At 59.2% G+C, this 16,620-nt stretch carries 8 protein-coding genes and 1 pseudogene; 7 read left to right on the forward strand and 2 right to left on the reverse strand.

All coding sequences use genetic code 11. The features are described from left to right. Positions 1-60: 60 nt before the first annotated feature. From GTP58_RS06460 to GTP58_RS06470, 3 genes are all read left to right on the forward strand, one after another. Positions 61-8,895: an RHS repeat-associated core domain-containing protein gene (locus GTP58_RS06460; RefSeq protein WP_373924723.1), complete on the forward strand. Its 8,835-nt coding sequence runs from the start codon at positions 61-63 to the stop codon at positions 8,893-8,895. Between the two features lie 4 nt (positions 8,896-8,899). Next, positions 8,900-9,238, forward strand: a complete 339-nt coding sequence (locus GTP58_RS06465) for a hypothetical protein (protein WP_161076716.1) — start codon at positions 8,900-8,902, stop codon at positions 9,236-9,238. A gap of 339 nt (positions 9,239-9,577) precedes the next feature. Beyond that, on the forward strand, positions 9,578-10,192 hold the full coding sequence (locus tag GTP58_RS06470; RefSeq protein ID WP_161076717.1) for a hypothetical protein: 615 nt from the start codon (positions 9,578-9,580) through the stop codon (positions 10,190-10,192). Positions 10,193-10,681: 489 nt separating this feature from the next. On the opposite strand, the gene GTP58_RS06475 is transcribed toward GTP58_RS06470, so the two are convergent. Continuing rightward, positions 10,682-10,852 (reverse strand): hypothetical protein, encoded by a 171-nt coding sequence (locus GTP58_RS06475; protein WP_161076718.1) that lies wholly within the window; start codon positions 10,850-10,852, stop codon positions 10,682-10,684. A gap of 105 nt (positions 10,853-10,957) precedes the next feature. Between GTP58_RS06475 and GTP58_RS31880 the strand changes: the two genes are divergently transcribed. From GTP58_RS31880 to GTP58_RS06485, 4 genes and pseudogenes are all read left to right on the forward strand, one after another. Further along, complete coding sequence (locus GTP58_RS31880; protein WP_202413487.1) at positions 10,958-11,107, forward strand: Arm DNA-binding domain-containing protein; 150 nt, start codon at positions 10,958-10,960, stop codon at positions 11,105-11,107. Beyond that, positions 11,104-11,286, forward strand: a complete 183-nt coding sequence (locus GTP58_RS31020; RefSeq protein ID WP_202413488.1) for a hypothetical protein — start codon at positions 11,104-11,106, stop codon at positions 11,284-11,286. The genes GTP58_RS31880 and GTP58_RS31020 overlap by 4 nt, the downstream gene beginning before the upstream one ends. 51 nt (positions 11,287-11,337) lie before the next feature. Next, positions 11,338-11,601: a hypothetical protein gene (locus tag GTP58_RS31885; protein ID WP_373924724.1), complete on the forward strand. Its 264-nt coding sequence runs from the start codon at positions 11,338-11,340 to the stop codon at positions 11,599-11,601. A 65-nt stretch (positions 11,602-11,666) separates the two neighbouring features. Continuing rightward, positions 11,667-12,624, forward strand: a pseudogene (locus tag GTP58_RS06485) (IS3 family transposase). A gap of 286 nt (positions 12,625-12,910) precedes the next feature. Here GTP58_RS06485 and GTP58_RS06490 read toward each other — a convergent pair. Continuing rightward, entirely contained in the window at positions 12,911-16,615 is a 3,705-nt protein-coding gene (locus GTP58_RS06490; protein WP_161076719.1) for a hypothetical protein, read from the reverse strand. Between the last annotated feature and the right edge of the window lie 5 nt (positions 16,616-16,620).

Genomic DNA, 16,620 nt, shown 5'->3' on the forward strand with positions numbered 1-16,620 from the left:
AAAGGATGGGGTTACTCTACCCCTGATGAGGAGGTTGATGTCAACGGCTCCAGAAGTGGTGTGACGAGCTGGGACTGGCTGGACTATCCGAGCACTTGTACATGGACGGCTACCGGGCCAGCCGGCACCAAGACCTACGACGAAATCTGGACCACTCAATCGCCCCCCGTCGACGCGAGCTGCGCTGCCGCTACGCCGAAAGAAGGGCACTACATCGCTCGGAAGGACAACGGGACTATCTGGGGCGATAACGCCAACGGGTACAGCCTTTCGTCCGACGTCGAGATCGCGATGGTGCACGCGGCAATAGCGCGTCCAGGGCAGGGCGCAACCGTGTACTTCACGCCGCTGGGCCGCGTCTCCAACCTGCGCAGTAGCACCTCATTTGGCGTAACCTCGCTGGCCAATCCTGGCCCGGTATGTGCATACCGTCTACGGGGGACAACGGATCCTGACGATCCGAATGTCCCGCCCACGGTGAGCTTCACGACGCCGGAAGAAGGCCGGAGTTTTGTTTCGCAGGACGGCAAACCGGTGACGGTCAATGTTTCCGGCACGGCGGCATCTGCTCCAGGTAATGTCATCAAGCTCATTGAAGTAATCGACGGCACTAGTTCGCTGGCCAGCATCAGCTCCAACACCAGCATCAATGTGTATGTGCCGATGGCACTTGGCGAACATCAGCTCCAACTACGAGCGACCGACAGTGCCGGGAGACAGAGTTCGACGCAGGTATTCAAAATCAAGGTGGTCAGTCCCACCTCGGGCAATGCTGCGGCCTTCATGTCGCAAACGGTGCCGGTGTCCATGTATGCTGGCGAGCCGACCACGGTAACGATCAAGATGGCCAACACGGGCACGACTACATGGGTACCGGACGGCCAGAACCCGTATCGTCTGGGAGCACAAAGCCCGCAGGACAACCAGCTGTTCCGAAGCTCGGGACGCGCCAATCTGAAGTCCGCTGTCGCACCAGGCGAGGTGGGTGTTTTTGCGTTCACGGTCACGCCGCCGCGTAAAGCCGGCACCTATAAATTCCAATGGAAGATGCTGCGGGAATTTGTCGAATGGTTCGGTGAGTCAACTCCTGCGATTGACATTACGGTTTTCGACAATCCATCCCTGAGCGCCACCATCAGTGCGGCGCCATCCAGTGTCCGCGTAAACGGCACGAGCAAGGCTGACGTGATGATTACCGCGAGCGGCAGCTCTGGTGGTGTCAACGCGAGAAAGCTGGAAATTTTCCAGGACAATGGTGACAACAACGATTTTGATTCGTCGCCCATTAACAGCACAACCGGGGCTGCCTATACGCTGAATCAGAAGTTCACGGTCTCGCTTGGCGCCGGTACCTACTGGTTCAAGTCCAGGGTAACCGATGACCTGGGGCATTCAGCCGAGTCTGAACGTTTCGCGGTCAACGTGACCAATAGCGGTATTCTGGGCAAAATCACCGGTGTACGATTCGATGGCGGCAATAAACCGCAGCTGGTAGGCTGGGTGTGCGAGGACCGTGTCGACCAGTCACTGAATTACGAAATTCTGCTGGACGCGCCGACACTGAAAGCCGGTGCGACGCAGCTGGCGACCGGCGTAGCCAATGTAGGCACTGAGGCTGATGATGCGACAGTGCAGTCCACCTGCCATACGCCTGGCCGTAGCCACCATTTCGTCGTGGACTTGAGTCCCTACACCGGTTTGTACAGCAGCCGGGCTATCTATATTCGTGCCTTGGGTAGTACTGCGGGCAGCGATATTGTGCTGCCCTGCGCTGACGCCAATTGCACCATGCCCGGCAGCCTGCGTGTGGCGCTGAGCACGCCGTTGGACGGGCAGCATTTCAATGGCGCCGGTCCGGTGTTTATCCGTACGCAGCTGAGCGGCGGTAGCGGTCCTTATGACGAGGTGGCGATCGGTGTAGACGGTGTCTGGACTGTGGCCAGTGCCGATGGTGCGGTCGATGCGTACTCGCTGAGCTTTACCGGCATGACGGAAAGGGCGGCGCCGTATGCGGTGCGCGCACGTGTCCGGCAGGGCAACTCGACGCTGTATTCGGCGACCCATTATGTCTATGTGGATTCGGCTGCGGCGGTCAGCGTGAACATTGCCAGCCCGGCCAACGGCAGCAGCGTGAATGCGGGCGGCTCATCGAGCCTGAGCGCGTCGGTGGCGGGGAACACGGCATCGGTGGCGAGCGTGAAGTTTTATGGCAACGGCCAGCTGATTGGCACGGCGGTACAGAATGGCACAAGCTGGACGGCGTCGTGGAACGGCGCGGTGGCGGGGCAATACAGTGTGGTGGCGACGGCGTTTGACGCCAACGGCGTCAAGCTGGCGCAGTCGGCTGCGGTGTCGGTGACGGTGAAAGTCGCCAGTGGCGGCAATGCCGGTGGCGACCTGCAGCCGGTCGCGATCACGCCACCGTTCCTGGACAACGCCGACGCGGGCAGCTTGCCGGGCGAACTGGGCGTCGATGCCAATGGCGCCGCCACTTATAGCGTGCCGCTGGCGGTACCGCCGGGCACGGCGGGCCTGGCGCCGAGCCTGTCGCTGAACTACAGCAGCAGCGGCAACAACGGCCATGTGGGCGTGGGCTGGAACCTGGGTGGTCTGTCGAGCATTCACCGCTGCGGCAAGACGATCGCGCAGGACGGCATCAATGCGCGCATCAATTTCGACACGGGCGACCGCCTGTGCCTGGACGGCGCGCGCCTGGTGCTGACCGGCGCCAAGCTGACCGACGATACCTACTGGGCGGACGATGCGGTGTACCGCACGGAGATCGACAGCTTTGTGCGGATAAAAGCGCAGGGTACCGGCAGCGCGCGTACCTTTGTGGCCGAGTACAAGGACGGCCGCGTGGCCACCTTTGGCAATCCGGACAAGGCCGTCAACGCGCGGGTGCTTGCGTATGTCACGTTTGACAGCGCTAAAGCGCTGAAAGACACGTTGACGCGTGCCGATGCGCAGTCGTGGGCGCTGGACAAGGTCACCGACCGTAGCGGCAATTTCATCACCTTCCACTACACCCAGAACAGCAGCACGGGTGAGCACCTGATTGACGCCATCCGCTACGGCGGCAGTGGCATGAAGCCGCATGCGATGGTGCAGTTCAGTTACGAAGCCCGCAGTGATGGCTGGACGCGCTACATCGACGGCACGCGCAACGACCTGCGCCAGCGCATTGCGCACATCAAGACCTATGTTGGCAATGACATGTCGGGTACGCCGGCGGCCACCGCCATGGTGCGCGATTACACGCTGAACTATGACATCAGTCCAAGCAGCGGCCGCAGCCTGCTCAAGAGCGTTGCCGCCAGCGCGGCCAATCCGGCCACCGGCACCATGGAGGCGCTGCCTGCGACCACGTTCGAGTGGGGTGCTCCCGATCCGGGCAAGACTGCCGGTTTTGTGAGCCGGGGACTGTGGCCTGGTGCGCCCATCCTGACCACGCACGCGAAGTCGCAATGGCGCTCGGCCAATCATCCGGATTACTTTGCATTCCAGGATCTGGAGAACCATGGTTATACCGACGTGCTGGAAAAGCGTGTGGCCAATCCCTACCCGATGCCGGGCACCGAGGAAAACCTGGATCTCGCCGCCAATCCTGAACGTCCGGGCAAGACCCAGCAGCGCTACCGCTACTTCCACAACAATGGCCATGGCTTCGACGAGTATCAGTACCAGCTCGATACCCAGGAAAGCTTTGTGGTGCTGGACCTGGGTGACTTCAATGGCGACGGTGCGCCCGACCTGCTGGTGACGACGGATAAGAATGTGGCGAAGATCTGCCTGTCGCCGCTGGCCAAAGGTATCACCACGGCGCGCAGTGAGCCGATTACCTTTGCCTGTGCGTCCACAGCGGAGCGGCCGGCGACGGGTGTCAATACAGTGGATGGCATGCCGTACGTGATCGACGTGGTCGGTGATGGACGTTCGGCGATCTATGGCGAACTGGATCCGAGCGCCCACACGGCGCCGCTGTACATCCAGAATGAACAACTGGTCGATAAGGAACCGCCTTACAGCGTGCTGCATTACAGCCGGGAAGATCAGCGTAACTTCATTGCCGACACCTTACAGCGGTTTGTTACCTTCGACCAGATAGTGGATTTTGCCGGCATCGGCAAACACGCGGACGTGCGCTGGACGCTGCCATATGTGCGTCCATTTATGATCGATGACCGCGGTGAGCCAGTTGGTAGGACTGGTTGGGTGAATCTGGAGCCAAGCATTATCATCACTGATTTCCACCGGCCCGGCACTCCGCGTCTGGGGAAAATGCGCGGCTATGCAATGCATGACGAATACCCGGCGCCAGTGTGCGTGGCAGAACACTGGCCGGACAATTTTGGCGGCAGCCGTTACGCCTGCGATCCGGCGCCGTACCGGTTCGATGCGCCAAGTGGCGGTGCCGTTGCCGACTTCAGTGGCTCGGGTTACAGCAATCTGATGTTTGGTTTTGTTGAGATCAACAAGTTTAACGAGGCTCCACGTGCCGATGCGACGCTCTGCCTGTCGACGGGACGCGAGCTCGATTGCGGCGCGCTGGCCGAGCATAGCGGCGCCAGCTACAAGGTGGCGCAGGCCATCGGCGACTTTGTCGGCGATGGCGCACCGGCAGTGCTGATGCGGGAAACCCGGCGCGGCAAAGACACTTCGGGCAGGGACATGGCGCCGGTAGCGGTGGGCGGCCTGCAGATGTGCCGCCTGACGGGCATGGGCGGCACCTCTGCGGACGTGCGTACCAGCTGCGCTTCCTGGACGGGGTTGGAGATCCCCAACGAATCGTCTGACGCCAGCGACCAGTTGTTCTATATGGACTTGCTGGGCACGGGCAGGACACAGGCGGTGTACTATCACGCCGGTAAATCTGTCAGCAATGTGTGGCAGGAGGACGGGCGCTGGGAAGTATTTGAGCCGCTCGACATGGCGGTGGATGGCCAGGCACTGGACCGCATCCACAAAGTGACCAATGGTCTGGGCGCGGTGTCGGGCGTGGAATACCGCGATGGCCTGGTGAGCGGCGTGGTCAGCCGCACGGGCAATAGCGATCTGACGACCAGCTATCCGCAGCACGTGGCGCTGAGCCCGGGCAAGCTGGTGAGCCGTCTCAAGCAAGCCAACGGCGTGGCGGCACAGCACACCACGAGCTACCGCTATTTCGATCCGGCCACCGATGTGGCGGGCCGCGGCGCGCTGGGCTTTGCCGCAGTGGAGAGCCGCGACGAGCAAAGCGGCATCGTGACGACCACGCAATATAGTCATGTGTGGCCGAAGAATGGCCAGGTGCGCACGGTCACTGTGGCCAGCGGCAGCGTGGAGCTGGCCAGGACCAGCAATACGCCTGCCTACAAGCAGTTCGTCCATCCGAGCGGTGAGAGCACCTACCAGCCCTATATTGATACCAGCGAGGTGGTTCGCCACGATCTGGACGGCACCAGCCTGGGCAAGGTCACCACCAGGAACACCTATGACGAGAGCTACGGCAACCTGAAGAACCAGCGCGTGACCAGCACGATCGATGACAAGACCTTGTTTGTCACGGAAGTGGCGACCGAGTTCCAGAACGATGAGGCGAAATGGCTGATTGGTTTGCCGACCAGCGTCACGACCACGCGCACCGATCCGGCGTCGGGATCGGCAGCACGCAAGGTCGCCTACGCGTATGACAGCGTCACCGGCCTGCGTAGCAAGGAGACGGTGCAGCCGGCGGAAACCCTGTACCAGGTGGTAACGGACTACCTGCGTTCGCCGAATAAGTTTGGGTTGGTGGAGGAAACCCGGCAGACCTGGACTGACCCGCTGGACCAGCAGGTAAGGACCCGGTCGTCGAAGACGGGCTACGATGGCAATGGCCGCTACGTAGTGTCGGCCACCAATGCCGCCGGGCATACGGAGAGCTACAAATATGTGGCCGGCACCGGTGCGCGCAGCGAGCGGACCGATGCCAATAATCAGGTCACCCAATGGACCACGGATGGCTTTGGCCGTGTGCGCAAGGAGACGCGCAGCAACGGCAATGACAGCAGCAGCGTGGCCAATGAAACACGCGTGTATCAAAAGAGTTGTCTGGCCAATGCCTGTCCTGGCATGTCGGGAGCGGCGGTGGTGCAGATCACCGAGCAGTTCCACGGCGCCAGCCGCATCGCCGTGCCCACGCTGGTGTACCGCGACAGCGTGGGCCATGTGCTGCGTACCCAGACCCACGCCTTTAACGGTGACGCCACCTATGTCGACCAGAGCTACGACAGCCTGGGACGCTTGATGCATACCAGCCAGCCGGCGTATCTCACCAATACATCGCCGGTGATGGCGAGCCGTCTGGAGTACGACCTGCTCAACCGCGTGGTGGTCGCGGCCACGCTGGATGAAGCGGGCAAGGAACTGCTGACCAAGACCGCCTACCAGGGCCTGAAGATCACACTGACGAACCCGAAACTGCAGGGGCGCACCGACGAGCGCAACGTAATCGGGCAGGTGGTGAAGGTCACCGATGCGTTGCAAGGTGTGACGGAGTTCGTCTACGACCCGCTGGGTAACCTGAGCCAGACCACCGATCCCGGCAAGAGCATCATCAAGGTGGAATACGACAAGCTGGGCCGCAAGACGGCGTTGGTCGACCTGGACCTGGGCCGGATTGAATATACGGTCGACCCGGTAGGCCGCGTGCGGGCGCAGTCGTCAAAGCTGCAGCGCGACAAGAAGCAACGCACCGAGATGGACTATGACCTGCTGGACCGCATGGTGAGCCGCGTCCAGTCCGACCAGAAGGCGTACTGGAAATACGATACGTCAGCCTATGGCAAGGGCCAGCTGGCCGAAGCGTCTACGGTCGCGCTCAAGGACGACTATCTGCGCGTGCACACCTACGACAGCTACGGCCGTCCGGACACGACTACGCAGACGCTGACCGGCGGTGCCTATATAAGCCAGGTAGTGTATGACGACTGGGGCAGGGCGATCGCGCAGAAATATACCGGCGCTGGCAAGACCAAGCAGTTCGACCTACGCTACAACAAGAATGGCTATCTGAGTGCGGTCGAGCGCGGCGGGCAGAAGCTGTGGAGCGTGAGCAAGCAGGATGCGGCCAACCGGCCGACCGAGCTGGCACTGGGCAATGGGCTGACCCAGGTGCTGGGCTACGACCCGGGATCGGGCCGTCTGACCAGCGACCAGGTCAAAACCGCCGCCAGCGCGCTGCGGCTGGACCAGGGCTATGCCTATGATGGCCTGGGCAGTGTGGTCACGCGTACCCAGTACTGGGACACGCACGGCTTTATGGAGGGATTCACATATGATGGCCTGAATCGTCTGGAGACCAGCAAGATTGGTGAGGCGACGCAAACCTTCAAGTACAACGCCAATGGCAGCCTGCGCAGCAAAAGCGGCGTTGGTAGCGGGGACTATGTGTATCCGCAAGCGCTCGAGCAGCGGCCGCATGCGGTGAGCAGCATTCCGGGCTACGCCAGCTTCAAGTATGACGACAACGGCAACCTGACGTCGGCGGGGAGCCAGTCGATCGAGTGGACCAGCTTTGACATGCCAAGGCTGATCAAGAAGGGCGACTACAACAGCAGCTTTGTCTATGGTTCAGAGTACCAGCGGGTGCGGCAGGACCGTGGCGACGGGCTGTCGATCGTGTATGCGGGTGCGCAGGAAGTGGAGCTGCAAAACGGTGCGGTGAGCAAGGTGCGTACCTACTGGCCAATGGGCATCGGCTTTGAGGTTGATATGGCGGACAGGCCGGTGCAGCTGGTGTGGACGCACAAGGACCGGCTGGGCAGCCCGGTGGCGTTGACAGGCGACGATGGCCAGATCATCGAGCAGCTTGCGTATGACGCCTGGGGTAAGCGACGCTCGGCGGTGGACAATTCCACCCCCGACGCGGTCGATGGTGTGACGGACCACCGCGGCTTTACGGGCCACGAAATGCTGGACCAACTGGATCTGGTGCACATGAATGGACGCGTGTACGATCCATTCACGGCCAAGTTCCTGTCTGGCGATCCTCTCGTTCAAGACCCGATGAATGGGCAGAACTATAATCGCTACAGTTATGTGCTGAATAATCCGACGAACCTGACCGACCCGACTGGCTTTGAATCAGTCACGATTAAGGGTGATCGAATTAATGTCGTAACGGAGGGGTTCAAACTTCAGGACGTTTTGCGGGCATTGCAGCAACAGCAACAGGCTGGACGAAAAACCGTAACCGTCGCGTTTAGTTGGCCCGCTCTCTTCGGCACACGTATAGCCAAACGGGGCGGTTATACTGTAACAGTTCGGCTAGCACCCGATGACTCCGATGACTCGGAAAACAGTGGCGCTCCTAAGCTTCGTGAGCGAGGTGTTATTGAGTCGGAAATCTCTGCTATTCAAGGACGAATGAAAGAGATTGATGACGGTGGGTTTAGTGGTGGAAAAAAAGAGTTGAGTGAATATGCTCGACTGAACTCCCAATTATTCCATGACAAAACAGAGCTTGCCGAAGTCGTTCGACGGTATCGAGCTGATACGCCGTTCTCCCAGTGGAGCAAACAAGATTGGGAGGATGCCGCTAACGATGTGGCAGGTACGCTTGCTGCGCGGGGTTCTGGCATTGGAGGCTCGCGTGCGCCACCTCTGGTAACTTATTCATCTTCTCGTGGTGCACTTGGAAATGGATACACTGCCGTCGGTGAAGTTACCGCTACTGTAAAAAATGCAGGGTTGCTCAACGCCTTAAGTAAGGCTGGCCCAGGAACTTGGGAAAAGGTTTATGAGGCTGGCATTATGAAGGGACAGCAAATTGAGGTGCATTATTTTAGAAACGAATCGTCAGGACGTGTTTTTGATGTAAAAATTAAATACGATAATTGGCATCAAAGGGAATTCCGAAATTTAGGACAATAACAAGATGCATATTATTGAAATCGAAAAAGCTATAGAAGAGTGGCCGTTTAGGATAGAGCTGCAAAGCTGCGTTCACATACTCTTGCAGGCTGTAAATGACTGGCCAACTAATATCGAAAGTACAGAACAGTTTTTGCAGCAACTTGGCATGGCTGTAGATGGAGAGTTAAATGAGGCCAATATCAGGGCTAGGCTTTCGACGATTGAATTCTCGACGGAAGCTTGGTTAGCTGAATCCTTGGAGGAATTAACAGAGATATTTGCGTTCTTTCCGCAAGGTACATCGATCATTAGCATCATTTCTTCGATAGAGGATGAGCTTAGCGGAAAACGTCAGAATTAGAGTGTGTTGATCGCGGCCAGATTTTGCATGGTGCGAATACCTAGAGTTGGAACGCTTGATAGATGAGTTGAATCGTCCCAACTTGAAGTAAGGACCGAGAAAAACGGCCTAGCATGGTGCGAACACTGCCGGAGTGGCCTTGGCGACGGTGCCGCGCAGCAAGCCAACGGTGTGCGATCACTGCGGTCTACATGGGGGCTAGCGCGCCCCCATACCCTGCCACATTCCCGATGAGGTAGCCGCGTGGCGCTTACGATCTGTACTTTGAGCGCAACTCATTGAGGGCTTTTTCGCTTCAGCGCTCGATACGTGGATTTCCGAATTTTCGAAGGTTTTTTTATGGCGACTTATACCTGGGTGGATTTGCATCATGCGGAAGCGGCACTGCTAGCCGATCTGCATGGGATCAAGGTGGACTTGGAAAGGGCGCGGGATTTTGCGCTGTCTTGGCGTGGCGCTAGCGACAGCGTGTCGCCGGCGCTCCAGTGGGGAGAGGCCTTATCGATCGCGATAGTGGTGAAATACAGCCGGCCGTTCCGCACCGGTGTGCGCGCCCGACTTGAACAGGACGCGTTGGTTTTGCTAGACCTGCGTCAGCGCGAGGCGCACGATTATCTGTTGGCCTACCGTGACAAACATGTCGCTCATTCAGTCAACGGTTATGAACACAACCAGCCTCGCCTGAATTACTGCGTGGAGCGGGTGGCAGAGGAAGGCTTCACCGATGTCAGCTGCTCGCACGCGCGGGTGGTTGGTCTGAACGGCCAACGGATGGGCGACCTGGTGGAGCTGTGTGGAGTGTTCCTGAGCGAGGTCGAGCAGCGCATCGAGGCCGAGCGCCAGCGCCTGCTGCGGTTGCTCCGCGCCATGCCCCATGAAGAACTGTTGAAGGCTGGTCAGAGCGGGTTTGCGGCGGAGCGCCTGGGCAGGGTATCTGAGCGTCGCAAGCCATAATGCCGACTGTGGCGTCGGCGTACCATAGCGTCGCGTATGTGCTGGCGCTAGTGGAGACGAGGGCGCCAGCCTGCCGGTATTCTCGATTGCCCATCCCTGCTGCCCGAGATGGACGTTTTATTCCCGCCAGCACTAGCGTCAAGCTGCCGTTGTGGACATGCGGCTCAGTTCCGTGTGCAAGGTGTGCAGGTTGTTTGGAATCTGCTTAGTGGTCTTTCTGTCTGCGTGCGACGCACGGGAGTTGCACCTTGAAGGGGCCGGGGTGTGCCAGTCTGCGCTCACTGAGATCCGGTGAGCTGGGGTGGTGCCTGTGGTCAGCGTCATTGCCCGGCGGACCGACCTGGCGGCGTGAGGCGCTGCGTGGCAGGGAGGGCGTGAGCAGGCTGTTTTTGATGGTATTTTTGATGGCATTGCGCTCGTCGAACCGATTAAATCTTTTGAAATTCAGAAGCTTAGCTGACTCGGCGATAATAGAGTGGGAATGATTTGCTAGCTGGCAGCGGCTGGAGCTGCCTGGCAAACGGATGAGACTAAGCCCCTGATTTTCAGGGGCTTTTTCTTTTTGAATCGACGCTGCCTGGCAAATTCAAGCAAGCGATAGAAAGGATTTTTGATGGCCATCATGATGGCATGGTTTTCGCCGGTGATGATGTCAGGCAAGGAATACCATCACCTGCCGCTGAGCTCGTGATGGTTCGAGAAGTCTCTAAGTAACTGATATTTATAGAAATTTCTTATTTCAATGGTATACGACTGGAGACTGAAATGCTGACTGATACAAGGCTAAAGAACCTGAAGCCGCAGGATCGCCTTTACAAAATCGCCGGCAGGGGTGGACTGTATATCGCGGTGTCACCCAGCGGCGGGGTGTCGTTTCGATTCAACTACCGAGCAATGGCCGACAGGAGACTGTGACCTTGCGCCGGTACGGCGTGGGCGGCATGACCTTGGCGGAAGCGCGTACGGAGCTTGCCGAGGCACGCAAGACCCTGAACAGCGGCGAGTCGCCGGCGCGCACCAAGACCGAGCGGATCCAGCAGAGAAAGGCGGAGGAATCCTTTGCTGTGTGGGCGGAACGCTGGCTGGAAAAGTAAAAGATAGCGGAGTCGACGCGCGACATACGGCGCTGGACTTATGAACACGATCTGAAGAAACCGTTTAGCGCGCTACTGCTGTCAGAAATTACCGAGCAGCGCTTACGTGAATTGTGTGACCGCGTTGTGGAACGCAAGGCGCCAGCGGTGGTGGTATATGCACGTGAAATTGTCCTGCAGGTGTTCAGGTATGCTGACTCGCGCGGTGTGAGGTATCCGAATCCTGCGCTAGGTGTGCGGCCGGTATCGGTAGCGACGTTGCGCCGCGCGACCGTGCACTCTCGCCAAACGAAATCCGATGGTTCTAAAAATTGAGCTTCCCCTGAAATTTCGTCTTCCACAGGTGACGTAAAATTGACGTTACTTTGGAAGGGCAAGAGATGAAGATTTCACGAAGCGCATATACGGCAGAGTTCAAAGAGCAGGCCGTCAAACGGGTCCAGGCTGGCGCATCGATTCCAGCTACGGCGACCGAGCTTGGCATGAATGACCAGACGCTGCGCAATTGGCTGAAGGCGGCCCCTGCTGGCACGCTTAACGGCGCCGGAAGCAAGCTCGTCACCCCGGATGATATGGAATTGTCGCGACTGCGTGCCGAGAATGCCAAACTCAAGCGGGAGAACGAGATTATAAAAAAGGCAGTGGCGTACTGCGCGAAGGATGTTCTGGGAGGTACGCCTGGATCGACGCGCAGACCAAGCAACATGCGTTGGCTGAACTGTGCGCCGCGCTGGACGTGAGCATCAGCGGCTTTCGCGCATCAGACGCCAAGCATGGCCTGCCGGTTGCGCCGAAGTTGCTCGACCGCAAATTTACGCCGGTGGCTCCGAACCAGGTATGGACGGCGGATATCACGACCTGTGGACAGACGAAGGCTGGCTGTAATTGGCAGTCGTATTGGATCTGTTCAATCGGGAAGTGATCGGCTGGTCGCTTAAACCGCGCATGACGAAGGACCTGGCGACCGATGCGCGGACAATGGCATGTTTCCGCAAACGACAGGCGCCTGGCGTGTTGCACCACTGCGACAGGGGCAGCCAGTATGCCAGCAGGGCGTATCAGGCCAAGCTGGCAGAATTCGGCATGACGTGTTCGATGAGCAGCAAGGGAAACTGCTGGGATAACTCGCCGACCGAAAGCTGGTTTAACAGCTTCAAAAACGAGCGTTACCATGGCGTACGTTACCCGACTCAGGCCGAAATGAAGGCAGCCAGCTTTGAGTACATCGAGGTGTTTTACAATCGAAAACGGCAGCATTCAACCCTCGGGTATAAATCGCCGGTCCAGTTTTTGAATCACTGGATCAGTGAACAGAATCAGGAACCACAGGCCACATAGGAGTCGTCTGTTGGAAGGCGGAAAACAGAGGAAACCTCACAAGTTGCGTTATTCGATGAAGAAGTATTTTGTGGCGACCTGATGGGTTTTAGAAAATTTTGTGGTTCTGTTTTCGGTTGAACTCGGGAATACCGTATATTTTGAGTGGATCAGCGGTCTGTTGTGCGGTCGGCATATCATTGTCCGTGAGTTCACTCGTAGTCTTGGATTGTGCTGAGCCCATCTTCTAGGCGCTAATTGATCGCACGAACTCACCGAGCAACAGGTCACTTGGTGGTCGACATGGCTAGCCTTCTGGACGAAACGGCAGGCTTCTCACTTCGATGTCCAATCTGCCAAACTCAAGCTTCTGCGCTGCGCGGGTACCGGACGGTAGGCTAACCGCCTCAGTGACGATGCTGTCTGCTGAAATGCCGTGAGCGATCAGGTAGTTTCTTACCAGTTGCTGCATGCGCTGCTCCAGAGCGGTGATCTCATCAAAGCTACTGATGTTTCCAATGGTGGCTTTAAGGGTAATGGTGCTGAGTTTGATATTTTGGATTTTTTCGATGAGCTGATCAAGTTGCATGCTTTGTGCTCTAGAGAGCGATCTCTGTGACGTATCAAAATATATAGTTGATGTGAACAAAGAGCGGATGCCGTTCTCGGTCGAGCTTGAGATTGCGGATAAAACCTCACTGACCGGAGGCGATGTGGCTGGCGTTGTCGACGTGCCCGCAGAAGTCTGATCTTTGTTGTCGTTCGCTGTCGTGCCAGCGTTGACAGCGGGCGCCGACGACGCTTGTTTTTCTGCTTCCAGGCCGCTTAGACTGGTTGGCAGATTGTGAATTATTGCAGGCCGTGTTATCACCAAGGCTCGAGTACTGCTATTGCCTGCTTTCCCGTCTTTTTCTACTTGGATGGAGCTTGTGCTGATGCGAAATACGTCGATGCCCCCGGCGACGGTGGTGTAGGCGTAGGCCAGTTTGTCTGCAGACGCCGCGAATGGCGGCGAGGCGTCCTTGCTTGTATACTGCTGCCACGACTGTTCATTAAATAGCCATAGACTGCCGTCCGCCATGACGACGCCGGGCAGCTCGCTATATTCGCCATGAGTGAGCGCAGCGATGACTCCTGCTACCGGTGCTGCATAGCGTTTCAGGACCTTGGTCGGTCCGCCGCTCACATCGATGCGGAGAAGTTCCTCTCGATTCACCGCGATCACCATGCTCTTGCCATCACGCGCAAAAGCGCAGTCAATTGCACGGTCCTGCCCATCCAACAAGACTTTATCGACAAATTTTCGTTGAAGTCCCACTAGCGTTCCCCACTCACTGGTGGTTGCGCAGAGAAGTTTACCATCCGCTTGCGGGAGGCTTGTTACGTTGGCGGTCTGCAGGCGCCCGGACTGATAGCCCGTCGCCAGCGATAGACGCACCGGCATCTGCCTGGTGATCTTGCAGTCCGCCGAAATCGTGGTATTGCGTAGCTTGTCGTGATCCGAAGAGAGCAATTGAACGCTGCCACTGCCGTCGAACGACAGCATATACGGCGTTCCGAAGCCTGCTGCGGTGCTGCATAGGCTGGCAGCACTGGTTGCCGGGATCGGCGGGATCGGTGTGAGTGCGACAGTACCGTTGACATCGGCAACAGCCATTCGGGTACCGCGGCTGTCGATGGCGATGAGCGCTGGCCTGGAGCGCGTTACGCCGGCAGGGTGTACGCGCGAGAATAACTGGACCGGTGGAAACAGCACGGCAATCACTGCGGTGGCGGACAGTGCCAGACCCAGCGGCCACAGGCGGGGGCCGCCGAGCGGCACGCCGTGACGGTAGAACAGCCTTACCAGGGCTTTGCCCGCAGCTACGGTTAGGTTTTTTTGCGGCCCGCTCATGAACTTGAGGAAGATGGCGTCATCGGTCGTATCCGGGGCCGGCTGGCGTGTGCGCCAGGCCCGCAGGCCCGCCCACACGTCCATCCAGGCACGCCGGGCAGGGGAGACGGCGATTTCCAGGACTGCTTGAGGACGCTCTTTGAGCACGCGCTCTGTGACACCGGCCAGCAGTTGGTCCAGCTTCATGCGGACCGCGCGCTCAGTTTCCGGCGCCAGCCTGTTCAGCAGTGCGACGCGCAGCCAATCAGGCATAAAACCCAGGCGCATCCAGGGCAGGCGTGACAGCTGGGCCAGTTTCTGTGCATAGTGCGCTTGTCGTTGCGGTGTCGGCAGTCCACGCGCTTTGCTCTGCTGCCGTGCACGGTCGTCTTTCGGCAGGGACTGCACGGCATCTCCCACTGCGAGGGTGACTGGCCAGTGAATTTCTGGGAACACCGCGCACGCCGCCAGCCAAGCCAGGCCATCCTGCTTGAGATCCGCTGCCAGCGCGTCCAGCAATGCGCCAAGCGCCTTATCGTCTAAAGCATTGCGGTCCAGCAGCAGGTCGGTCTCGCGCAGATAGGCGGGACGGCTGCGGCTGCGCGCCGAGGCGCCGGCGCCGTACCGCGATACTTCATGTCGCAGTATGCCACTGAGTTGACGCAGTCCCTGGCCGTCGAGCGGCAAGATGACGAGCCCCGTGCTTGCCAGCAGCCACTCACGCAGCGTCCAAAGATGGCGCGGCTGCGGCGTGATCAGCACCGGTGATGGCCACGCCGTTAAGCAGTCCAGCCAGGCAGCAGGCTTGCCGGTATAGCTGTCAATCATCGCGTTGCCATCCGAGAAAATGATCAGGCGTGCGGCCGGATGGCGGTGTTGCAGCGTGTCCAGGCTTTGCGTGCCGGACTGCTGCGGTGGCCGGTCCAGTGGCGCATGCACTGAAAAGCGCGGGTCGCCATCAAACTCGTAGCGCTCAAGCGCCACGCCATGCGTCAGGAAGGCCCGTATCACTTCATCGCTGAGATGGGCTTGATGATCGGCGCTGCCGGTGCTGTCGACCATCACCAGATAATCCGGTTCGCTGCGGCTACCCAAGACCGGCATCGGCATGCCGCCTGCACGCAATGTTGCCGCCAGGGTCGCGCTGATATCCAGCGTGCGCGATGGTGTTGCGCGGCGCCGGCGCATTTCCCGGCTCAGATAACGCAGGTCTCCGGCATAGGCCGGCAGGGCCGGCGCTGTCGGATAAGACAGCAGCATGTGCGCGAGGTCTTCCTGTTTCGGCAAGCGCTCAAGGAAGCCGCGCCGACGGGCAGCCGTGTACAGCCACCACGCAAGGCTTGCCATCAGCACGACGATGATGCCAGTCAGCGAAGCCGCATTGATGTGCATGTCGGGATTGCCGGGCGGCTCCGCCTTGAGCGGTATGACAATGGCGGGCCGTGAGTCGACCAGCAGGCCATAGGCTGCCTTGGACGTATCGGGCCTTGGCGGTGCGGGCGGCGAAAGCAGCGCTAGCTCCAGCGCGGGCTGGGCTGCCTTGAGTTCTTGCGATGCAACGGCAAGTGCATTGCCGTCCATGAATGCCGGATCGCTTGCATAGACCTTGAATGGTAAAGACCAGTGCCGGTAGTGCAACACTTGGCGTCCGTCGTCGCGTGACGCCAGCCATAGGCCGGGCTTGCTCACGACGATCTCGGCGTCGCGCAGCAGCTTACCGTCACCGGTGACGGCAATGATGGTGCTGTGTTGCCGGCATTCCCACAGCAATCCCGCCATAAGCAGTACTAACAGCGTCAGTATTGCTGCCCACAGGGTGACCGGTGCCCGCTGCACCAAGGACTTGCGGCGGGGGGGAGGTGGTGGCGGAGGCGGGGCTTCGGGGGCGAACCGGGACTGCTCCAGCCAGCCGGTGTACAGCGCCGCGAACCGGATCTGCTCGGCCTCCGATGTGCAGAAAACTGGCGCCAGCCATGGCGCCAGTTTCGCTGGCGACGGTAGCTGCCCACGCTGTGCCAGCAGCCGAGCGGCTGCAATCGCCTGGCCTGAATGGATGCGCATGTCGTGGGCACGCAGCCATTGCGCCAGCGCGGCAAGGTCGTCGGGGCGCAGCAAGGTCGGCGTCGCAGGCTGGTTCATGCTGG

The sequence above is a fragment of the Duganella sp. CY15W genome (assembly GCF_009857555.1).
GTDB classification, from domain to species: domain Bacteria; phylum Pseudomonadota; class Gammaproteobacteria; order Burkholderiales; family Burkholderiaceae_D; genus Rugamonas; species Rugamonas sacchari.

What these genes read in the sequence shown, in the direction of transcription:
- GTP58_RS06465 (WP_161076716.1), top strand. Translation starts at nt 8,900, where the DNA reads ATGCATATTATTGAAATCGAAAAAGCTATAGAAGAGTGGCCGTTTAGG.
- GTP58_RS06470 (WP_161076717.1), top strand. Translation starts at nt 9,578, where the DNA reads ATGGCGACTTATACCTGGGTGGATTTGCATCATGCGGAAGCGGCACTG.
- GTP58_RS31880 (WP_202413487.1), top strand. Translation starts at nt 10,958, where the DNA reads ATGCTGACTGATACAAGGCTAAAGAACCTGAAGCCGCAGGATCGCCTT.
- GTP58_RS06490 (WP_161076719.1), bottom strand. Translation starts at nt 16,615, where the DNA reads ATGAACCAGCCTGCGACGCCGACCTTGCTGCGCCCCGACGACCTTGCC.